The organism is Polaromonas sp. (assembly GCF_029945895.1).
GTDB lineage: Bacteria > Pseudomonadota > Gammaproteobacteria > Burkholderiales > Burkholderiaceae_C > Polaromonas.
In genome coordinates, this window is record NZ_JAQSDL010000076.1 from 174,061 (window position 1) to 190,746 (window position 16,686).

Annotated in this window: 15 protein-coding genes, 1 tRNA gene and 1 pseudogene; 8 read left to right on the forward strand and 9 right to left on the reverse strand. The window is 62.8% G+C overall.

Going from position 1 to position 16,686, the window contains the following annotated elements; all coding sequences use genetic code 11:
• Nucleotides 1-59: 59 nt before the first annotated feature.
• The 3 genes from PSV33_RS09305 to lptF are packed head-to-tail and all read right to left on the reverse strand — an operon-like array spanning nucleotide 60 to nucleotide 2,700.
• Nucleotides 60-422 carry a CbiX/SirB N-terminal domain-containing protein gene (locus PSV33_RS09305; RefSeq protein ID WP_300560873.1) on the reverse strand — a complete coding sequence of 121 codons (363 nt, stop codon included), beginning with the start codon at nucleotides 420-422 and terminating at the stop codon, nucleotides 60-62.
• Entirely contained in the window at nucleotides 422-1,576 is a 1,155-nt protein-coding gene (lptG, locus tag PSV33_RS09310; RefSeq protein ID WP_300560875.1) for an LPS export ABC transporter permease LptG, read from the reverse strand. Before lptG ends, PSV33_RS09305 begins: the two co-directional genes overlap by 1 nt.
• Nucleotides 1,573-2,700 (reverse strand): LPS export ABC transporter permease LptF, encoded by a 1,128-nt coding sequence (gene lptF, locus PSV33_RS09315; RefSeq protein ID WP_300560877.1) that lies wholly within the window; start codon nucleotides 2,698-2,700, stop codon nucleotides 1,573-1,575. The genes lptG and lptF overlap by 4 nt, the downstream gene beginning before the upstream one ends.
• Nucleotides 2,701-2,761: 61 nt before the next feature.
• On the opposite strand from lptF, the gene PSV33_RS09320 reads away from it, so the two are divergent.
• From PSV33_RS09320 to PSV33_RS09335, 4 genes are all read left to right on the forward strand, one after another.
• A complete protein-coding gene (locus PSV33_RS09320; RefSeq protein WP_300560879.1) occupies nucleotides 2,762-4,264 on the forward strand; it encodes a leucyl aminopeptidase in 1,503 nt (500 codons plus the stop codon).
• On the forward strand, nucleotides 4,261-4,695 hold the full coding sequence (locus PSV33_RS09325; RefSeq protein WP_300560902.1) for a DNA polymerase III subunit chi: 435 nt from the start codon (nucleotides 4,261-4,263) through the stop codon (nucleotides 4,693-4,695). The genes PSV33_RS09320 and PSV33_RS09325 overlap by 4 nt, the downstream gene beginning before the upstream one ends.
• A complete protein-coding gene (locus tag PSV33_RS09330; protein ID WP_300560905.1) occupies nucleotides 4,692-5,009 on the forward strand; it encodes a hypothetical protein in 318 nt (105 codons plus the stop codon). Before PSV33_RS09325 ends, PSV33_RS09330 begins: the two co-directional genes overlap by 4 nt.
• A gap of 350 nt (nucleotides 5,010-5,359) precedes the next feature.
• Nucleotides 5,360-6,559: a branched-chain amino acid ABC transporter substrate-binding protein gene (locus tag PSV33_RS09335; protein WP_300560907.1), complete on the forward strand. Its 1,200-nt coding sequence runs from the start codon at nucleotides 5,360-5,362 to the stop codon at nucleotides 6,557-6,559.
• Nucleotides 6,560-6,803: 244 nt separating this feature from the next.
• On the opposite strand, the gene PSV33_RS09340 is transcribed toward PSV33_RS09335, so the two are convergent.
• From PSV33_RS09340 to PSV33_RS09355, 4 genes are all read right to left on the reverse strand, one after another.
• A tRNA-Ser gene (locus PSV33_RS09340) sits at nucleotides 6,804-6,893 on the reverse strand.
• Between the two features lie 47 nt (nucleotides 6,894-6,940).
• Nucleotides 6,941-7,315 (reverse strand): DUF2237 domain-containing protein, encoded by a 375-nt coding sequence (locus PSV33_RS09345; RefSeq protein ID WP_300560910.1) that lies wholly within the window; start codon nucleotides 7,313-7,315, stop codon nucleotides 6,941-6,943.
• Between the two features lie 103 nt (nucleotides 7,316-7,418).
• Complete coding sequence (locus tag PSV33_RS09350; RefSeq protein WP_300560912.1) at nucleotides 7,419-8,330, reverse strand: stomatin-like protein; 912 nt, start codon at nucleotides 8,328-8,330, stop codon at nucleotides 7,419-7,421.
• A 63-nt stretch (nucleotides 8,331-8,393) separates the two neighbouring features.
• Nucleotides 8,394-8,831 (reverse strand): NfeD family protein, encoded by a 438-nt coding sequence (locus tag PSV33_RS09355; protein ID WP_366945590.1) that lies wholly within the window; start codon nucleotides 8,829-8,831, stop codon nucleotides 8,394-8,396.
• A 164-nt stretch (nucleotides 8,832-8,995) separates the two neighbouring features.
• On the opposite strand from PSV33_RS09355, the gene PSV33_RS09360 reads away from it, so the two are divergent.
• On the forward strand, nucleotides 8,996-11,272 hold the full coding sequence (locus PSV33_RS09360; protein WP_300560914.1) for an arginine/lysine/ornithine decarboxylase: 2,277 nt from the start codon (nucleotides 8,996-8,998) through the stop codon (nucleotides 11,270-11,272).
• A gap of 45 nt (nucleotides 11,273-11,317) precedes the next feature.
• Here the strand turns inward: PSV33_RS09360 and PSV33_RS09365 are convergent, their stop codons facing one another.
• Nucleotides 11,318-12,247 (reverse strand): DNA ligase, encoded by a 930-nt coding sequence (locus tag PSV33_RS09365; RefSeq protein ID WP_300560916.1) that lies wholly within the window; start codon nucleotides 12,245-12,247, stop codon nucleotides 11,318-11,320.
• Between the two features lie 174 nt (nucleotides 12,248-12,421).
• Here PSV33_RS09365 and PSV33_RS09370 point away from each other — a divergent pair, with 174 nt between their 5' ends.
• Nucleotides 12,422-13,162, forward strand: a complete 741-nt coding sequence (locus PSV33_RS09370) for a GNAT family N-acetyltransferase (protein WP_300560918.1) — start codon at nucleotides 12,422-12,424, stop codon at nucleotides 13,160-13,162.
• Nucleotides 13,163-13,270: 108 nt separating this feature from the next.
• On the opposite strand, the gene fabI is transcribed toward PSV33_RS09370, so the two are convergent.
• Nucleotides 13,271-14,077 carry an enoyl-ACP reductase FabI gene (gene fabI, locus PSV33_RS09375; RefSeq protein WP_300560920.1) on the reverse strand — a complete coding sequence of 269 codons (807 nt, stop codon included), beginning with the start codon at nucleotides 14,075-14,077 and terminating at the stop codon, nucleotides 13,271-13,273.
• A gap of 90 nt (nucleotides 14,078-14,167) precedes the next feature.
• On the opposite strand from fabI, the gene PSV33_RS09380 reads away from it, so the two are divergent.
• Nucleotides 14,168-15,982, forward strand: coding sequence for an extracellular solute-binding protein (locus PSV33_RS09380; RefSeq protein WP_300560922.1), 1,815 nt, complete (start codon nucleotides 14,168-14,170; stop codon nucleotides 15,980-15,982).
• Between the two features lie 46 nt (nucleotides 15,983-16,028).
• Nucleotides 16,029-16,686: pseudogene (locus PSV33_RS09385) on the forward strand (microcin ABC transporter permease); the annotation flags it as partial.

Genomic DNA, 16,686 nt, shown 5'->3' on the forward strand with positions numbered 1-16,686 from the left:
CTTTGCAGCCTAAGAAGAGCGGGCGCAGCACAAAGCAGCGAGCCTTCATGCCCTCCGCTTCAGGACAGGGCGATATCGGCCATCAAGGCCGTCAGCCGTGGGTGCTCACCGGCCGTTGGCATCAGGGCCACCGGCACGTCCGGGTGCTGGGCGCGGACTTCTGCCAGCAGCAGCGGCAGGTCTTCCCGGGCATGTTTCCCCACACCGAGAAAAAGCGGGAAAACCTTTATGGTGCTTGCGCCAGCAGCTATCAAATCAGTAGCGGCCTGGGCCAGATCCGGCGTGCACAACTCGAGGTAGGCGCAACTGACCAGGGCGCCGGGATCGCGCGCCCGGATCGCCTCGGCCACGGCCTCGATCGGCAGACGCCAGAGGGGGTCGCGCGAGCCGTGCGCAAACAAAACAATGCCTTGCCTGGCCATCAGCGTCTCAATACCAGCCAGCCGAACGCGCCCAGCGAGATCGCGGTGTAAAGCAGGCCCGGCGCCGCGGCCGCCAGCCAGGGCTGCCAGTTCTGCAGGTTGCCGATGTAGCCAAACACGTTGTTGAGCAGAAAAAAGCTGATGCCGATCATCACGCCGCCGAACACATAACCGGCGATGCCGCCGCTGCGAAAGTGAAGGTAGGCAAAGGGCAGGGCCAGCACCACCATCACCAGGCAGCTCAGCGGGTAAAACACCTTTTTCCAGAATTCGATTTCGTAACGCTGGGCGGTCTGCCCATTGGCGTTGAGGTGACGGATGTAGGCGAACAGGTCGATGGTGCTCATGCGTTCCGGCTTGAGCACGGCGACCGAGACCATCTCCGCGCTGATGCCGGTGGGCCAGCGGAACTGGGCGATCTTGTTGATGCTGATTTTGGCGGTGTCACGACCAGCGCCGCTGCTGGAAGCCTGCCCTGGCTGCACGGTGAATTCGGTCCGGGTGCCGTTTTCGAGCTGCCAGGAGTCGTCGGTGGCAAACCGGGCGATGGCCGACCGTGTGATGGACACCAACAGGCCCTTGTTGTCGAACTCGAAAACCCGTACCGCCTGCATTTCGTTGTCGGCCGACAGTGCGCCGACGTTGACCACATAGCTGTTGTAGGCCTGTTTTTCCTTGAGCCACGCGCCGGTCTGACCGATGGTGATGCGGCCCTGGTAACGCGCCTTGAGCAGCTGGGCCGCACGGTCCGCAGCCGGGGCCACGTAGTCGCCGATGGCAAAACAGATCACGACAAAAATCGCCCCCAGGGTCAGCAGCAGGCGCAGCGCGCGCCAGGGTTCCAGGCCGCTGGTGCGCAAGATGGTGTATTCCGAACTCTGCGCCAGACGGGCCATCACGAAAATGGTGCCGATCAGCACCGAAATGGGCACCAGCTCGTAGAGGTGGCTGGGAATCAGCAGCGCCACATACAACAGCGCATGCCGGATCTGGTAGGTGTTTTCGTCGGAACTGACCACGCCCGCCGCATTTTTGCCCAGGTACTGCAGTTCGTCGACCAGGTCGAAAAAGAAAAACAGCGCCAGAAACCCAACCGCCACAAAGGCAATGGAGGCCAGCACCTCGCCATAAATCAGTCGGCGTATGGTTTTCATGCGGCCACCTTGCCCGCCTGCCGGCTGGCCTGCCGTTTACGCTGCCGGCTCATGGCGCCCTTGAAGGTCCAGTTCAGGTGGCGTTTGGACAGCCAGCCCAGCGCTAGCAGCAAGGCGCCTCCGTGCAGGGCCAGCACAAAGCCGGCGAAATTGGCCGCGCCCACGCTGATCCAGCTCTGGCCCAGGTTCAGCAGGTTGTGATAGACGACAAAGGTGAACAGCACAAAGATCAGGTTGCCGCTGCGCCCGGCGCGCGGGTTGACACTGGCCAGCGCCAGCGCAATCACGACAAAATTGATGGCGGCCAGCGCCATGCCCAGACGCCACGCCAGCTCGCCCTGGTTGGTTCGTGTGGGCGACTTCATCAGTTCACGGGTGGACTTGGATTTTTCGGGGATGTTGGCCCCGTTGATCAGCGGACTGTCGCCGGCCTTGCTGCCGTATTCCGCAAATTCGGTGATCTTCAGGGCCGACTTGCCGATCTCGCTTTCCAGCCGCTGGCCGTTGTCGAGCAGCAGCATCTGGTCCTTGCCGACCGTTTCGATGCGGCCGGAACTGGCGGTGGTCACCGAATTCTTGCCCTTTTCGGTGGAGGCGATGAAGACGTTGTTGCTGGCTTTCTCCCCGCTGGTATCGCGGTCGATGAAAAAGACCCGGTTGCCACTGGACGACTCCTGGAACTGGCCGGGCGAGACGCGCTCCAGGTCGCCGCGCTGCTCGTACCGGTCCCGCACCTCCTGGGTCTGCTGATTGGACCAGGGCCAGACAAACACCGACATCAGCGTGATCACCAGCAGCACCGGCCAGGCGAAGCGAAAAAGGGGAACAAGAAAAAAGCCGAGCCCGCGGCCACTGACAAACCAGACGACCATTTCGCTGTCACGGTACATGCGCGAGAGGGTACTGACCATCGCCACAAACAGCGAGAGCGTCAGGATAATCGGCATGCGGCCCAGAGCCGAGTAACCCATGACCAGCATCACGTCCTGCGGGTTGACACTGCCGCGCGAAGCCTGCCCGAGTGTCCGGATCAGGATGATGGTGATCACAATGGTCATCAAAACCACAAGGGTGGCTCCAAAACTGCGTGCCAGCTCTTTGCGGATCGAGGATTGGAATAACATTGACTGAAACTTGCCCTTAACAACAACCGACAACTGCGCTTGCGACGCCTAACCCTCGATTATGGACTTTGAACTCAAAACCCTGACCCCCGCCCGCATTTGCGCCGAAAAATGTGATGCCCTGATTGTCCTGGTGGCCGGCGAGACGGGTGCCGGAACCGACGCAGTGTCGAAAATGGTGACTCTGGCCCTGAAGGCGGGTGACTTTGAAAGCAAGACCGGCAAGCTGCTCAGCGCCTACCGCCCCGAAGGTGTGGCCGCCACGCGGGTGCTGCTGGCGGGGGCCGGCGACGGCAGTGCCAAAAGCGTACGGACTGCCGTGCATGCCGCGATGGTCACCCTGAAAAACACCAATGCGCGGCGCGTTCTGCTGAGCCTCTGCGCATTGCCGCAGGCCGGGCAGGAGGCTGTGCGTGCCGCCGTGCTGGCGTGCGCCGATGCCGCCTATCTTTACAACACCACCAAATCAAAGCCGGCCGAACAGAAACTCAAGCAGGTGCTGGTGGCTGTCTCCTCGCTGGCGGGCAGCCGTGCCGGATTCGACAAGGGCGTCGGGCTGGCCACGGGCCTCGCACTCGCCAGGGAGTGGGCCAACCGGCCGTCCAACCACGCCACGCCGACCATGCTCGCCCAGGCCGCCAGGGAGCTCGGGAAGCTGCCCGGGATCAAGGTGGAGGTGCTGGGTCCCAAAGAGGTCGCCAAACTCGGCATGGGTTCTTTCATGGCCGTCGCCCAGGGCTCGGAAGAACCGCTGCGTTTCATCGTGCTGCGTTATGACGGTGGCGCCAAAGCGGAAGCGCCGGTGGTGCTGATCGGCAAGGGCATCACCTTCGACACCGGCGGCATATCCATCAAGCCGGCCGCCGAGATGGACGAGATGAAATATGACATGGGTGGTGCCGCCAGCGTGATGGGCACCTTCCGCGCGCTGGCCGAGCTGCAGCCCGCGCTCAATGTGGTGGGCCTGATTCCGGCCTGTGAAAACATGCCCGACGGTCGCGCCGTCAAACCCGGCGATGTGGTGACCAGCATGAGCGGGCAGACCATCGAGATCCTCAACACCGACGCCGAAGGCCGCTTGGTCCTGTGTGATGCGCTGACCTATGCGGAACGCCTGAAGCCGCGCGCCGTGGTGGACATTGCCACCCTGACCGGCGCCTGCGTGATTGCACTGGGCGGCGTGCGCAGCGGGATGTTCTCCAGTGACGACGTCCTGGCTCAGGCCCTGGCCGCAGCCGGCGACAGCTCGCTCGATTTGTGCTGGCGTATGCCGCTCGATGACGAATACGCCGACGGTCTGAAAACCCATTTCGCGGACGTGGCGAACGTCGCCGGACGCGCGGGCGGCGCCATCACCGCGGCCAAATTTCTGCAGCGTTTTGCCGGCAAGTTTCCCTGGGCGCATCTGGACATCGCTGGTACGGCATGGAAAAGCGGGGCCGCCAAAGGTGCGACCGGCCGGCCCGTGCCCCTGCTGGTCGACTTTCTGCTGAGCCAGGTTCTTCCAGCCAGGGCGCCAGCCAGAACCCGGACCCCGAAGGCCGGAGCCAAGTCAAACGCATGACGGAAGTTGCTTTCCATTTCAACGTGCCGGACAAGTTGAGCTACAGCTGCCGGCTGCTGCGCAAGGCCTGGAGCAGCGGGGCGCGCGTCGTGGTGACGGCCGAGGCGGACATGCTGGACCGGCTCGACCAGTTGTTGTGGACCTTTTCTCCCCTGGAATTTGTGCCGCATTGTCACCTCACGGGCATCCCCTCCACGGTGTCTGCCACGCCGGTGGTACTGGCCGGTTCGCTCGAGGCCTGCCCTCACCATGAAGTGCTGGTCAACCTCGGTCACCAGGTGCCGGCCGGGTTTGAGCGTTTCGAGCGATTCATCGAACTGGTCACGCTGGCCGACGAGGACCGCGTGGCTGCCCGCGGCCGCTGGAAGCATTACGCCGACCGCGGTTATGCCATGAAGCGGTACGACCTGGCAGGCGCGGGGGCCTCATGAACCGCCCACCACCGCGGTTTGTGCCCACGCTGACAGAAGTGGTGGTGCAACCCCAAGCCACCGCGCCTGCGGGGCGGCCCGTCCCCGGGGGGATGGATATGCAGCAGTTTCAGGAGCAGATGGTGCATCGCGTGATGCAGCGTGTCGATTTGACGCTGGACCGGCTGCTACGCGAGACCGTCGGCCGTCTGGTGCTGGAGCACACCCAGGCACTGGCACCTAGCCTGCGGGACGAGATCGAGATCGTCGTGCGGCAGTCGGTCAACCTGGCCTTTGAACAGGAACTGGCCAGCCAGCTGCTGGACAAGCCCTGAATACCGGCTGCCCCCTTGGCGTCCCGGGTTCATGCGGGTGGCCTTTTCCGGTGATAAAAACACCTGTGGCGGTCGTTCCTGGATGGCTTGTTTCCTCGTGCGGTCTGCACTTTTGCCGACCGCTGGCCATGGCGGATAGCCCTGCGCCGTCGCGGGGGAGCAGCGCGCTCACCGAGCTCTATTAGATTCGCTAATAGTCGATCAATTTCATTTCTTCCCCTGCCTCCACGGCGCAACACTAGGGCTGCTTGCTATGGTGTGGGCGCGGAAATTGCGTTATGTTCGTGGCTGTTGAGTAAAAAAAATCAGTTCTCAACCATTAACGGTAATTTCCTAATTGGAGTGTATTTATGCAAATGAAATGGACTGCGGTCGCTTTGGCCGCCATGTTGGTTGTTGCCTGCGGCAAAAAAGAAGAAGCTGCGCCGGCCGCCACTGCACCTGCACCTGCTGCTCCGGTCGCTGCGGCTCCCGCACCCGCCGGTGATACGCTCGTTGTCAAGATCGGTCACGTCGCCCCGACTTCCGGCGCGCAGGCCCATTACGGCAAGGACAATGAGAATGGCGTCCGCATGGCCATTGAGGATCTGAACAAACAGGGCGTCATGATCGGCGGCAAGAAGGCCACCTTCGAAATCGTCGCCGAAGATGATGCTGCTGATCCGAAACAGGGCACGGCTGCCGCACAAAAACTGTGCGACTCCAAAGTCGCCGGCGTGGTCGGTCACCTCAATTCGGGCACGACCATTCCGGCTTCCAAGGTCTACCATGACTGCGGCATCCCTCACGTCACGGGTGCTGCCACCAACCCTGACCTGACCAAGCCAGGCTACAACACCACCTACCGCATCATTGCCAACGATCTGGCACTGGGCGCCGGTCTGGCGTTTTACGCCGCAGACACGCTCAAGCTGAAAAAAGTGGCCGTCATCGACGACCGTTCCGCTTACGGCCAGGGCGTTGCCGACATCTTCAAGAAGACTGCCAAGGAAAAAGGCATGACCGTGGTGGACGAGCAGTTCACCACCGACAAGGCCACCGACTTCATGGCCATCCTGACCGCCATCAAGGCCAAAGGCCCTGACGCTATTTTCTACGGTGGCATGGATCCCCAGGCCGGCCCGATGCTGCGCCAGATGGAGCAGCTCGGCATGAGCAAGGTCAAGTACTTCGGCGGCGACGGCATCTGCACCTCCGAGATCGCCAAACTCGCTGCTGGCGCCAAGACGCTGAGCAACGTGGTTTGTGCCGAAGGTGGCGCATCGCTGGCCAAGATGCCCGGTGGCGTCGAGTGGAAGAAGCGCTACGACGAGAAGTACCCGAACCAGTTCCAGGTCTACAGCCCGTACACCTACGACGCGACCTTTGTTCTTGTCGACGCGATGAAGCGTGCCAACTCCAGCGATCCGAAGGTCTACATCCCCGAGCTGATCAAAACCAGCTTCAAGGGCGTGACCACCACGATCGAGTTCCTGCCGAACGGCGAACTGAAAAACCCGTCCATCACCTTGTACACCTACAAGGACGGCAAGAAAACGGCTCTGGAATAAGTTTTCCGCCCCTCAGCAAAAAAGCCACCGCAAGGTGGCTTTTTTTTGTTCAAGGCGATGCGCGGGAATTCGCCCGCCATGCGGGCCGGCGTTCAGACCCAGAATCCAGAAGGGTGTTGCTGCGCCGATGCGGCCCGCCCCACTCAAGGGAGTACAAAAATGGGTCAGACACAAAAAAGCCCAGACAAGCTGGGCTTTCAGGAGCTTTTACTGCCGTGTGGAAAACTCACGGCAACTATACTTTTGGCGGAAAGGGCGGGATTCGAACCCGCGGTGGGTATAACCCCACGCACGCTTTCCAGGCGTGTGACTTAAACCGCTCATCCACCTTTCCGCGAAGCCTCACATTGTAGCAGTGCGCGGTGCTGAAGATGGCGCAGATCAGTGAAGCGCGCCGTGAAATCTGTGTTTTTCCAGTTGCGCGCGTGTCACGAACTCCAGCGCCCTGAGGTGGGTGGACTCCAGAACCACGGGCGGCGCAAAGCCGGCTTCCAGTGCTTCGCGCCAGCGGTTGGCGCACAGGCACCACCGGTCACCCGGCTTGAGCCCGGCAAAGCGGTACTCAGGTCGCGGTGTCACCAGGTCGTTGCCCTTGGCCGCTGAAAACGCCAGAAAGTCGCTGCTCACCTTGACGCAGACGAGGTGAGAGCCCAGGTCGGATTCATCGGTGTTGCAGCAGCCGTCGCGGAAATAACCGGTGAGCGGGTCATAGGAGCACGGAACCAGTTCCGTGCCGAGGACGTTCATGGTGGTCATACGGGTGTTAGGTGAGACGACGTGCGCAGCGCAGGGCCGCCCCAAGCAAGCACAGCCCCCTCGGGGGGCAGCGTAGTACACGTAGTGCCAAGCGTGGGGGTCATCACGCCCGGGTGGACCCCACCATGGTCATGGCCGAGGTGATCAGGGCCGAGACTTCGGTCATGTTGCTGGGAACAATCAACGTGGTCTTGGCGTCGGCGGCGACACGGGAGTAGGCTTCCACGGCCTTTTCGGCCACCTTGAGCTGCACGGCCAGTTCACCGCCAGGCTGGCGGATGGAGGCGGCAATTCGTTCGATGGCCTGGGCGGTGGCGTCGGCCACGGCAGTGATCGCGGCCGCTTCACCCTGCGCGTTGTTGATGGCGGCGAGTTTTTCACCTTCGGAGCGTGCGATGAACGCCTCCCGCTCACCGGTGGCGATGTTGATCTGTTCCTGGCGGCGGCCTTCCGAGGCAGCAATCAACGCGCGTTTTTCGCGCTCAGCGGTGATCTGCGACTGCATGGCGTGCAGGATTTCCTTCGGGGGCGTCAAGTCCTTGATCTCGTAACGCAGCACCTTCACACCCCAGTTCAGTGCGGCCTCGTCGATGGCGGCCACGACCTGGGCGTTGATGATGTCGCGTTCCTCGAAGGTCTTGTCGAGTTCCAGCTTGCCAATCACGCTGCGAAGCGATGTCTGGGCCAGCTGGGTGACGGCCACGATGTAGTTCGATGAACCGTAGCTGGCACGCATCGGGTCGGTGACCTGGAAATACAGGATGCCGTCGACCTGCAACTGGGTGTTGTCGCGCGTGATACAGACCTGGCTGGGGACATCGAGCGGGATTTCCTTGAGCGAGTGTTTGTAGGCCACGCGGTCAATGAAGGGAATCAGGAAATTGAGGCCCGGGGTCAGGCTGGCGTGGTATTTGCCCAGCCGCTCGACCACCCATGAGTTTTGTTGGGGCACGACCTTGATGCTGCGCGCGATAAAAATGACGGCAATCACCAGGATGACGAGTGCAATTTCCATGAAGTTCTCCGTTAGATCAAAGGGGGTGGACGTTTGCCGCCCACCGCGACAGCATGCACTGTCTCACATTTTCACGACGACCAGCCGGTTTCCGTCCAGCTCCCTGACCTTGAACAGGCCGGGCTCCGGCGCGACTTGATGACCCGCCAGCACCACGGTCCACTGCGCACCGCGGTATTTCACGCTGGCAGTGGCATCGTCGTTCCACTGCTGCACATGGACAGTCTCGCCGATGTCCATCTGCACATCGCGGTTGGCGTTGGCCTGGGGCGGCTTGGGGCTCTTGCTGCGTTTCCAGTGCCAGGCCACCACGGCGCCGCCACCGACCACGGCCGCGACCACAATCTGCAGCATGACGGAAGCGCCCAGATGGGCCGCCAGGGCCGCCGCTGTCATGCCGACGGCCAGCATGAGGAGGTAAAACGTGCCTGTGACTAGCTCCAGCGCCACGGCGGCACCTGCCAGCAACCACCAAATTGTCGAATCGGCCAGGGTTGTCATGTCGCGTTCCCTTCGTTTCCTAAAAGCCACATTCTGGGCTACAAACGTCCCGGGGCAAGCTTAACCCCAACCGGGAAAGGCCAAGCCGGCGCCACTGGCCGCAAATATCCTTACACTTCGGCCCTGATTCGTTTTTTTTGGCAGCTCCAGGCAAAGGCCTTTTGATGAAATTCCGCTTTCCCATCGTCATCATTGACGAAGACTTCCGCTCCGAAAACACCTCCGGGCTGGGTATTCGCGCCCTGGCGCAAGCCATTGAAACCGAGGGTTTTGAGGTGCTCGGTGTCACCAGCTACGGCGACCTGTCGCAGTTTGCGCAGCAGCAAAGCCGTGCCAGCGCCTTCATTCTGTCGATTGACGACGAAGAGTTCACGCCGGGACCGGATCTGGACCCAGCGGTGGTGAACCTGCGCCACTTCATCGAGGAAGTGCGGCGCAAGAACCTGGACGTGCCGATTTACGTCTATGGCGAGACCAAGACCTCGCGCCACATCCCCAACGACATCCTGCGCGAACTGCACGGCTTCATCCACATGTTCGAGGACACGCCCGAGTTTGTGGCGCGTCACATCATTCGCGAGGCCAAGAGTTACCTCGAAGGCGTGCAGCCGCCGTTTTTCAAGGCGCTGCTCGATTACGCCGAAGACGGCTCCTACTCCTGGCACTGCCCGGGGCATTCCGGCGGCGTGGCTTTCCTGAAGAGCCCGGTCGGGCAGATGTTCCACCAGTTTTTTGGCGAGAACATGCTGCGCGCCGACGTCTGCAATGCGGTCGAGGAGCTCGGCCAGCTGCTCGACCACGACGGCCCGGTCGGTGCTTCCGAGCGCAACGCGGCGCGCATTTTCAACGCTGACCACTGCTTCTTTGTGACCAATGGCACGTCCACCTCGAACAAGATGGTCTGGCACCACACCGTGGCGCCGGGCGATGTGGTGGTGGTGGACCGCAACTGCCACAAGTCCATCCTGCACGCGATCATCATGACCGGCTCGATCCCGGTGTTCCTGAAGCCGACGCGTAACCACTTCGGCATCATCGGCCCGATTCCGAAGGAGGAGTTCGAGCAGGCCTCCATCCAGGCCAAGATCAAGGCCAACCCGTTGCTCAAGGGCGTGGACGCCAAGAAGGTCAAGCCGCGGGTGCTGACCATCACCCAGTCCACCTACGACGGCGTGCTCTACAACACCGAAACCATCAAGGGCATGCTCGACGGGTATGTCGAGAACCTGCATTTTGACGAAGCCTGGTTGCCGCATGCGGCCTTCCACCCGTTTTACGGCAGCTACCATGCGATGGGTAAAAAACGCGCGCGGCCCAAGCAGGCCATGGTGTATTCGACACAGTCCATCCACAAACTCCTGGCCGGCATCAGCCAGGCCAGCCACGTGCTGGTGCAGGACTCGCAGACCGTCAAGCTCGACCGGCACCTCTTCAACGAGGCCTACCTGATGCATACCAGCACCAGCCCGCAGTACAGCATCATTGCCAGCTGCGACGTGGCCGCAGCCATGATGGAGCCGCCCGGCGGCACCGCGCTGGTCGAGGAAAGCATTGCCGAGGCGCTGGACTTCCGCCGCGCGATGCGCAAGGTCGATGAGGAGTATGGCGACGACTGGTGGTTCAAGGTCTGGGGCCCAGAAAAACTGGTGGACGAGGGCATTGGCCGCTCGGACGACTGGATCATCAAGGGCGAGTCCAAGAACGCCAAGGCCGGGGTCAACTGGCACGGCTTCGGCAAGATGGCGACCGGCTTCAACATGCTGGACCCGATCAAGTCGACCATCGTCACCCCCGGCATGGACCTGAACGGCAAGTTCGCCAAAACCGGCATTCCGGCCAGCATCGTGACCAAGTTCCTGGCCGAACACGGCGTGGTGGTGGAGAAGACCGGCCTCTACAGCTTTTTCATCATGTTCACCATCGGCATCACCAAGGGCCGCTGGAACAGCATGCTGACCGCGCTGCAGCAGTTCAAGGACGATTACGCCAAGAACCAGCCCATGTGGCGCATCCTGCCGGAGTTCTGCCAGAAGTACCCGCGTTACGAAAAAATGGGCCTGGCCGACCTGTGCCAGCACATCCACAACCTGTACGCCAAATACGACATTGCGCGCCTGACCACCGACATGTACCTGAGCGACCTGACGCCGGCCATGAAGCCCAGCGACGCTTACGCGCACATCGCGCTGCACAAGACCGAACGCGTCGAAATCGACAAGCTCGAAGGCCGCATCACGGTGGGCCTGGTGACGCCCTACCCGCCGGGCATTCCGCTCCTGATTCCCGGCGAAGTGTTCAACAAGAAGATTGTCGACTATCTGAAGTTCTCGCGCGAGTTCAATTCACAGTGCCCGGGCTTCGAGACCGACATCCACGGCCTGGTCGAAGTGGAAGACGCCAACGGCAAGAAGCACTACTACGCCGATTGCGTGAAAGAGTAAAGGCTAAAGGCGCTGGCCCTGCCCGTCGGCCCCCGGCAGCGGCGTTCAGGGCCGAGCCGGTGCCATGTCTTCCCGAATCCGCAGGAAGCTGGCAAAGCGCGGAACACCGCTGTCATTCAAGCCGCGAAATCTGTAGGTCACGACGCTTCCCACGGGTGGCGGGTGGCGCCGCTGTTCGTCGCTGAAGCCGGTGCCCAGCTTGAAGCGTGTGCCCGGCACGCCGTCCTCTCGCACCGTCTCGACCAGCAGGGCGCCCAGCGCGGCGGCATATTTGCCCTGGCCCGGCAGGTGGGCCAGCACGCGGGCTTCCGCGTCCTCATGCGTCTTGACCTTGAGCAGGTCGTCGTTGCGCGCGCCCTTGTAGAGCGAGGCGCCGCGGTGCAGCATCAGGCCTTCGCCACCCAGTCTGACGGTTTTGGCCAACAGCCGCTGGAGTTCGGCATGGCTGGCCACCCGGGATTGCGCCACCGCCTGGACCCAGGGTTGGTCGATGCGGCTGACCACCCCGTTCAGGGCCGGAATCCGCTCGGTGAAGGTTCCGGCCTGCGTGGGCAGGTCGAACACCATGAAGCGCAGGGCGCGCCACGCGGCATCGTCAGGAGTTTGCTGGCGCACGGTGGAGACCGCCTTGGAGAATTGGCCGCGGCCGGCCCACAACTCGCCATCCAGGGGCTGCCTGGGCCAGCCCGCGGTGAACCAGGCCGGGGCGGCGATGCGTTCGCCGCCCCGTGTCAGCAACTTTTCGCCGTCCCAGTAGCCACGCACCCCGTCAAGTTTTTCACTGACCCAGTAGTCCTGCAGCGCGATGCCGGGCTGGTAGACATTGGCCAGCATCAGCGACGGGCTGTTGCCGGCCGCCGTTGCGGGAAGGGCAGGCGCCAGCAGAGCCGCCCCTGCCAGCAGCCAGGGCAGGGCGCAGATGCGAGTGAAAGCGCCGAGCGCTCGGGGGCGGGGTGAGGGTGGAGATTCCGTCATGTCGCTCGATTTATTGCATGATTCATGCCGCAAGCCGCCGGAAGAGGAGCGGAGTCAGCTATCAAAAAAGTAGTAGTGGTTTTCCCCGCATTCCGTGTTCCCCCGGTTCGCGGCTGACGATTGTGCCGGCGGGCAGGGGGGTGTTGCAAGTCTTAACCCGTGCAAACTTCATTCATGAACGCCCTTGATGTTGCTTCCATAGAACAGGCCACCCTGGCCGCCGTGGCCCCCGAGACCGCGGATGAGCGAGAGGGCTGGTTGTTGCCTGTCGACTACGGAACCATCAGCCGCGCCAGAAGTGCAGTGCCGCTGCAGCATACGCATGCCGCCCCGGACGTGCTGGGCCGCATTGAGGCGTATTACGCGGCGCGGGGTCTGCCGGCGGTGTTTCGCCTGGCCACCGACGCCTGCTTTGATGGCTTGCGCCATGAACTGCGCCAGCGCGGCTATCGCGCCGATCAACCCACGTGGGTGCAGCTGGGCACGGTGGCGCGTATGCGCAAGGTGTCGTGGCAAGTACCGGCCGAGGTTCATGATGCGCCGGATGCGGCCTGGACGGCGCTTTTCCTGGGGGAGGGTTTTGATCCGGTGGACGGTGCCTGCCGGGTCAGATCACTGAGCCGGGCGCAGGGCTCGGTGTATGCCAGCGTTCGTGAAGGCGGCCAGGTGCTCGCGGGCGGGGTGGCGGCTTTTGGCCATGGCTGGGTCAGCGTGCATGGCATGCGCACCACCGCAGGGCACCGCGGCCGGGGTCTCGCCGGCCGGGTGTTGGCTGGGCTGGCCGACGCCGCGCTGGCGCGGGGCATGGCGCGTGTCTTTTTGCAGGTGGAAGCCGGCAACACCGCCGCGCAGGCGCTGTACCGGCGCGCGGGCTTTGAAGCCGCGTGGTCTTACGTGTACTGGCGCCGCGCCTGAGCAGCCGGGGCGGCCCGGTGATGCTCACTTTTGTATAGCTGTCTGCGCCCGTGTATCAAGGGCTCAGGCCGTATTTGACTCCAAACCTGAACTGAACCCCGCGCCGGTTCAGCTCGCCTCGGCGTCGCGGCCGATGCCGGCCGTGTGGCTGAAGCCGCCATCGACATAGGTGATTTCAGCGGTGACGCCGGAAGCCAGGTCGGACAGCAGGAAGGCGGCCACATTGCCCACATCCTCGATGGTGACGTTGCGCCGCAGCGGCGAGGCGGCGGCCACCATGCCCAGCAGCTTGCCGAAGTCCTTGATGCCGCTGGCCGCCAGTGTCTTGATCGGGCCGGCGCTGATGCCGTTGACGCGCATGCCCTTGGGGCCCAGCGACTCGGCCAGGTAACGCACGCTGGCTTCCAGGCTGGCCTTGGCCAGGCCCATGGTGTTGTAGTTGGGGATGGTGCGCTGGGCGCCCAGGTAGGTCAGCGTCAGCAGGGCCGACTTCGGGTTGAGGTGGGGCAGGGCAGCCTTGGCCATGGCCGGAAAACTGTAGGCGCTGATATCGTGGGCAATCTTGAAGCCCTCGCGTGTCAGGCCTTCGAGGAAGTCCCCGGCAATCGCCTCGCGCGGTGCGTAGCCGATGCTGTGCACAAAGCCGTCAAAGGTCGGCCAGGTCTTGGTCAGGTCCGCAAACAGGGCGGCAATCTGCGCATCGTCGCCGACATCGCAGTCAAAAATCAGCTTGGAGTCGAAGTCGGCGGCAAATTCGGTGATGCGCTCCTTGAAACGTTCACCCACGTAGCTGAAGGCCAGTTCGGCGCCCTGGGCATGGCAGGCCTTGGCAATACCGTAAGCGATGGACCGGTTGGACAGGACGCCCGTGATCAACAGTTTTTTGCCGGTGAGAAATCCCGTGGGTGTGCCCATGCTTGTGCTCCAGTGTGTGCGAGTGAAAGGGCAAAGGGCGCGCTGCGTGCATGGTGCTCTTTGCCAACTTAAGTAGTGCAGAATTGTCGCATGCGGGATTTGTCGTTTTTGCGGGCCTTGGTGACGGCCGTTCTGGTCTGTCTGGCTCCGGCTTCCTGGGCTGCCCACGCCTATGCGCAGTTCGGCGATATCAAGTACCCGCCGGGCTTCACCCACTTCGACTACGTCAATCCCGCCGCGCCCAAGGGCGGCGAGATCCGCATGGTGCCGCCGACCCGCCCCACCAACTTCGACAAGTTCAACCCCTTCACGCTGCGCGGCACTGCGCCCTACGGTATCGGCACGCTGATGATCGAGAGCCTGCTGACCGGCAACGCCGAGGAGCCGACCACCGCCTATGGCCTGCTGGCCGACGATGTCGAGGTGTCGCCGGACCGGCTGTCGGCCACCTTCCGCCTGCACCCCAGGGCGCGCTTTCAGGACGGCTCGCCGGTCCTGGCCGCCGATGTGCTGCATTCGTTCACGCAGTTGACCGGCAAGCTGGCCGCGCCGCAATACCGCAGCATTTATGCCGAGGTCAAAGCGGTGAAGGTGCTCGCCGAACGGGTGGTGCGTTTCGATTTCGCAGTTCCCAATCCCGAGTTGCCGCTGGTCGTGGGGGGCATGCCGGTGTTCAGCCGCGCCTGGGGCGGCGGCAAGCCGTTCGACAAAATTGTGTCCGACCTGCCGATAGGCTCCGGCCCCTACAAGCCCGCCAGCCTGGCGATGGGGCGCGACATCACCTATGTCCGCGACCCGGCCTACTGGGGCGCCGAGCTGCCAAGTCGCAAGGGTCAGTTCAACTTCGACCGCATCACCTTCAAGATCTACCTCGACGAAACCTCGCGTTTTGAAGGCCTGAAAGCCGGTGAATACGACTTCATGCGCGAGTTCATCTCGCGCAACTGGGCACGCCAGTACACCGGCAAGCAGTTCAGCTCGGGCGAACTCGTCAAGCGGGCTTTCGAGAACCGCAACCCCGGCGACTTCCAGGGTTATGTGTTCAACCTGCGCAAGGAAAAATTCCAGGACGTACGCGTGCGGCGCGCCATCGGGCTGGCCATGGATTTCGAGTGGATGAACCGGCAGCTGTTCTACGGCATCTACAAACGCGTCAACGGTTATTTCCCGAACAGCGAATTTCATGCCGAAGGGCTGCCCAAGCCCGACGAACTGGCGCTGCTGGAGTCGCTGCGCACCAGACTTCAGCCTGAGGTGTTTGGCGCGGTGCCGGTGGCGCCCGCCACCACACCGCCGGGCAGCCTGCGGCAGAACCTGCGTCAGGCCCAGGCGCTGCTGCGCGAAGCCGGCTGGAGCTACCGCGATGGCGCGCTGCGCAATGCCAAGGGCGAGGCCTTCACGATGGAGTTCCTCAACGACCAGCCGTCGCTGGTGCGCATCGTCGGGCCCTTCCAGAAAGCGCTTGAAAAGCTCGGCATCACCATGACTTACCGGGTCGTTGATTTCTCCCTGTCCAAGCAGAAGATGGACGCGTTTGACTTCGAGATCACGACCTTGCGTCTGCCGGGCTCGACCGCGCCGGGCAGCGAGCTGCTGGAGCGGTTCGGCTCCGAAGCGGCCAGGACGCCCGGCTCGTCCAATGTCTGGGGCATTGCCGACCCGGCGGTCGATGCCTTGCTGCAGAAGGTGGTGACCGCGCGAACCCGGCCCGAGCTGGGCGCCGCCATGCGCGCGCTGGACCGCGTGCTGACGCACGGCTTTTATTCGGTGCCGCAGTATTATGGCGACGCCTTTCTCATCGGTTACCGGCCTGCGCCTTTTGTGTTGCCGACGACGATTCCGCCGTATTACCAGGCCGACACCTGGGCCATGAGCACCTGGTGGGCTTCAAACTCCAACAAATGACCCCCCACGCTCAACACTTCATGTATTCGCTGCCATCCGCATAACCATGGCCAGCTACATCCTCAAACGCCTGCTGCTCATGATTCCCACCCTGCTGGGGGTGCTGCTGCTGACCTTTGCCATGGTGCAGTTTGTGCCCGGCGGTCCGGTCGAGCAGATGGTGGCGCAGTTGCAGGGGCGCGATTCCGGCGGCGAACGTGCGGCGGCCACCGGCTCCGGCTACCGCGGCCGGCAGGGCCTGGACGCGCAGCGCATCGAGGAAATCAGGGCGCTGTACGGTTTTGACAAACCCGTGCACGAGCGGTTTTTCCAGATGCTGGGGCAGTTCGCGCGGTTTGACCTCGGGAAAAGTTTTTACCAGCACAAGGACGTCTGGCAACTGGTCAAGGAGAAGCTGCCGGTGTCCATCAGCCTGGGGCTGTGGACTTTTTTCATCAGCTACCTGATCGCCGTGCCGCTCGGTGTGGCCAAGGCGGTGCGCGCCGGCTCGCGTTTTGATTTTGTCACCACGCTCATCGTGCTGGTCGGTTACGCCATTCCCGGCTTTGTCCTGGGCGTGGCGCTGCTCGTGATTTTTGGCGGACAGCTGCAGTGGTTTCCCTTGCGCGGGCTGACCTCGTCGAATTGGGAAACCCTGAGCTGGGGCGCGCGCATCACGGACTACCTGTGGCACATCACCTTGCCGGTCACGGCCATGGTGCTGG

Excerpts from the sequence above, each read along its gene's own strand:
- PSV33_RS09305 (WP_300560873.1), bottom strand. The coding sequence starts at position 422 with ATGGCCAGGCAAGGCATTGTTTTGTTTGCGCACGGCTCGCGCGACCCC.
- lptG (WP_300560875.1), bottom strand. The coding sequence starts at position 1,576 with ATGAAAACCATACGCCGACTGATTTATGGCGAGGTGCTGGCCTCCATT.
- lptF (WP_300560877.1), bottom strand. The coding sequence starts at position 2,700 with ATGTTATTCCAATCCTCGATCCGCAAAGAGCTGGCACGCAGTTTTGGA.
- PSV33_RS09320 (WP_300560879.1), top strand. The coding sequence starts at position 2,762 with ATGGACTTTGAACTCAAAACCCTGACCCCCGCCCGCATTTGCGCCGAA.
- PSV33_RS09325 (WP_300560902.1), top strand. The coding sequence starts at position 4,261 with ATGACGGAAGTTGCTTTCCATTTCAACGTGCCGGACAAGTTGAGCTAC.
- PSV33_RS09330 (WP_300560905.1), top strand. The coding sequence starts at position 4,692 with ATGAACCGCCCACCACCGCGGTTTGTGCCCACGCTGACAGAAGTGGTG.
- PSV33_RS09335 (WP_300560907.1), top strand. The coding sequence starts at position 5,360 with ATGCAAATGAAATGGACTGCGGTCGCTTTGGCCGCCATGTTGGTTGTT.
- PSV33_RS09345 (WP_300560910.1), bottom strand. The coding sequence starts at position 7,315 with ATGACCACCATGAACGTCCTCGGCACGGAACTGGTTCCGTGCTCCTAT.
- PSV33_RS09350 (WP_300560912.1), bottom strand. The coding sequence starts at position 8,330 with ATGGAAATTGCACTCGTCATCCTGGTGATTGCCGTCATTTTTATCGCG.
- PSV33_RS09355 (WP_366945590.1), bottom strand. The coding sequence starts at position 8,831 with ATGACAACCCTGGCCGATTCGACAATTTGGTGGTTGCTGGCAGGTGCC.
- PSV33_RS09360 (WP_300560914.1), top strand. The coding sequence starts at position 8,996 with ATGAAATTCCGCTTTCCCATCGTCATCATTGACGAAGACTTCCGCTCC.
- PSV33_RS09365 (WP_300560916.1), bottom strand. The coding sequence starts at position 12,247 with ATGACGGAATCTCCACCCTCACCCCGCCCCCGAGCGCTCGGCGCTTTC.
- PSV33_RS09370 (WP_300560918.1), top strand. The coding sequence starts at position 12,422 with ATGAACGCCCTTGATGTTGCTTCCATAGAACAGGCCACCCTGGCCGCC.
- fabI (WP_300560920.1), bottom strand. The coding sequence starts at position 14,077 with ATGGGCACACCCACGGGATTTCTCACCGGCAAAAAACTGTTGATCACG.
- PSV33_RS09380 (WP_300560922.1), top strand. The coding sequence starts at position 14,168 with ATGCGGGATTTGTCGTTTTTGCGGGCCTTGGTGACGGCCGTTCTGGTC.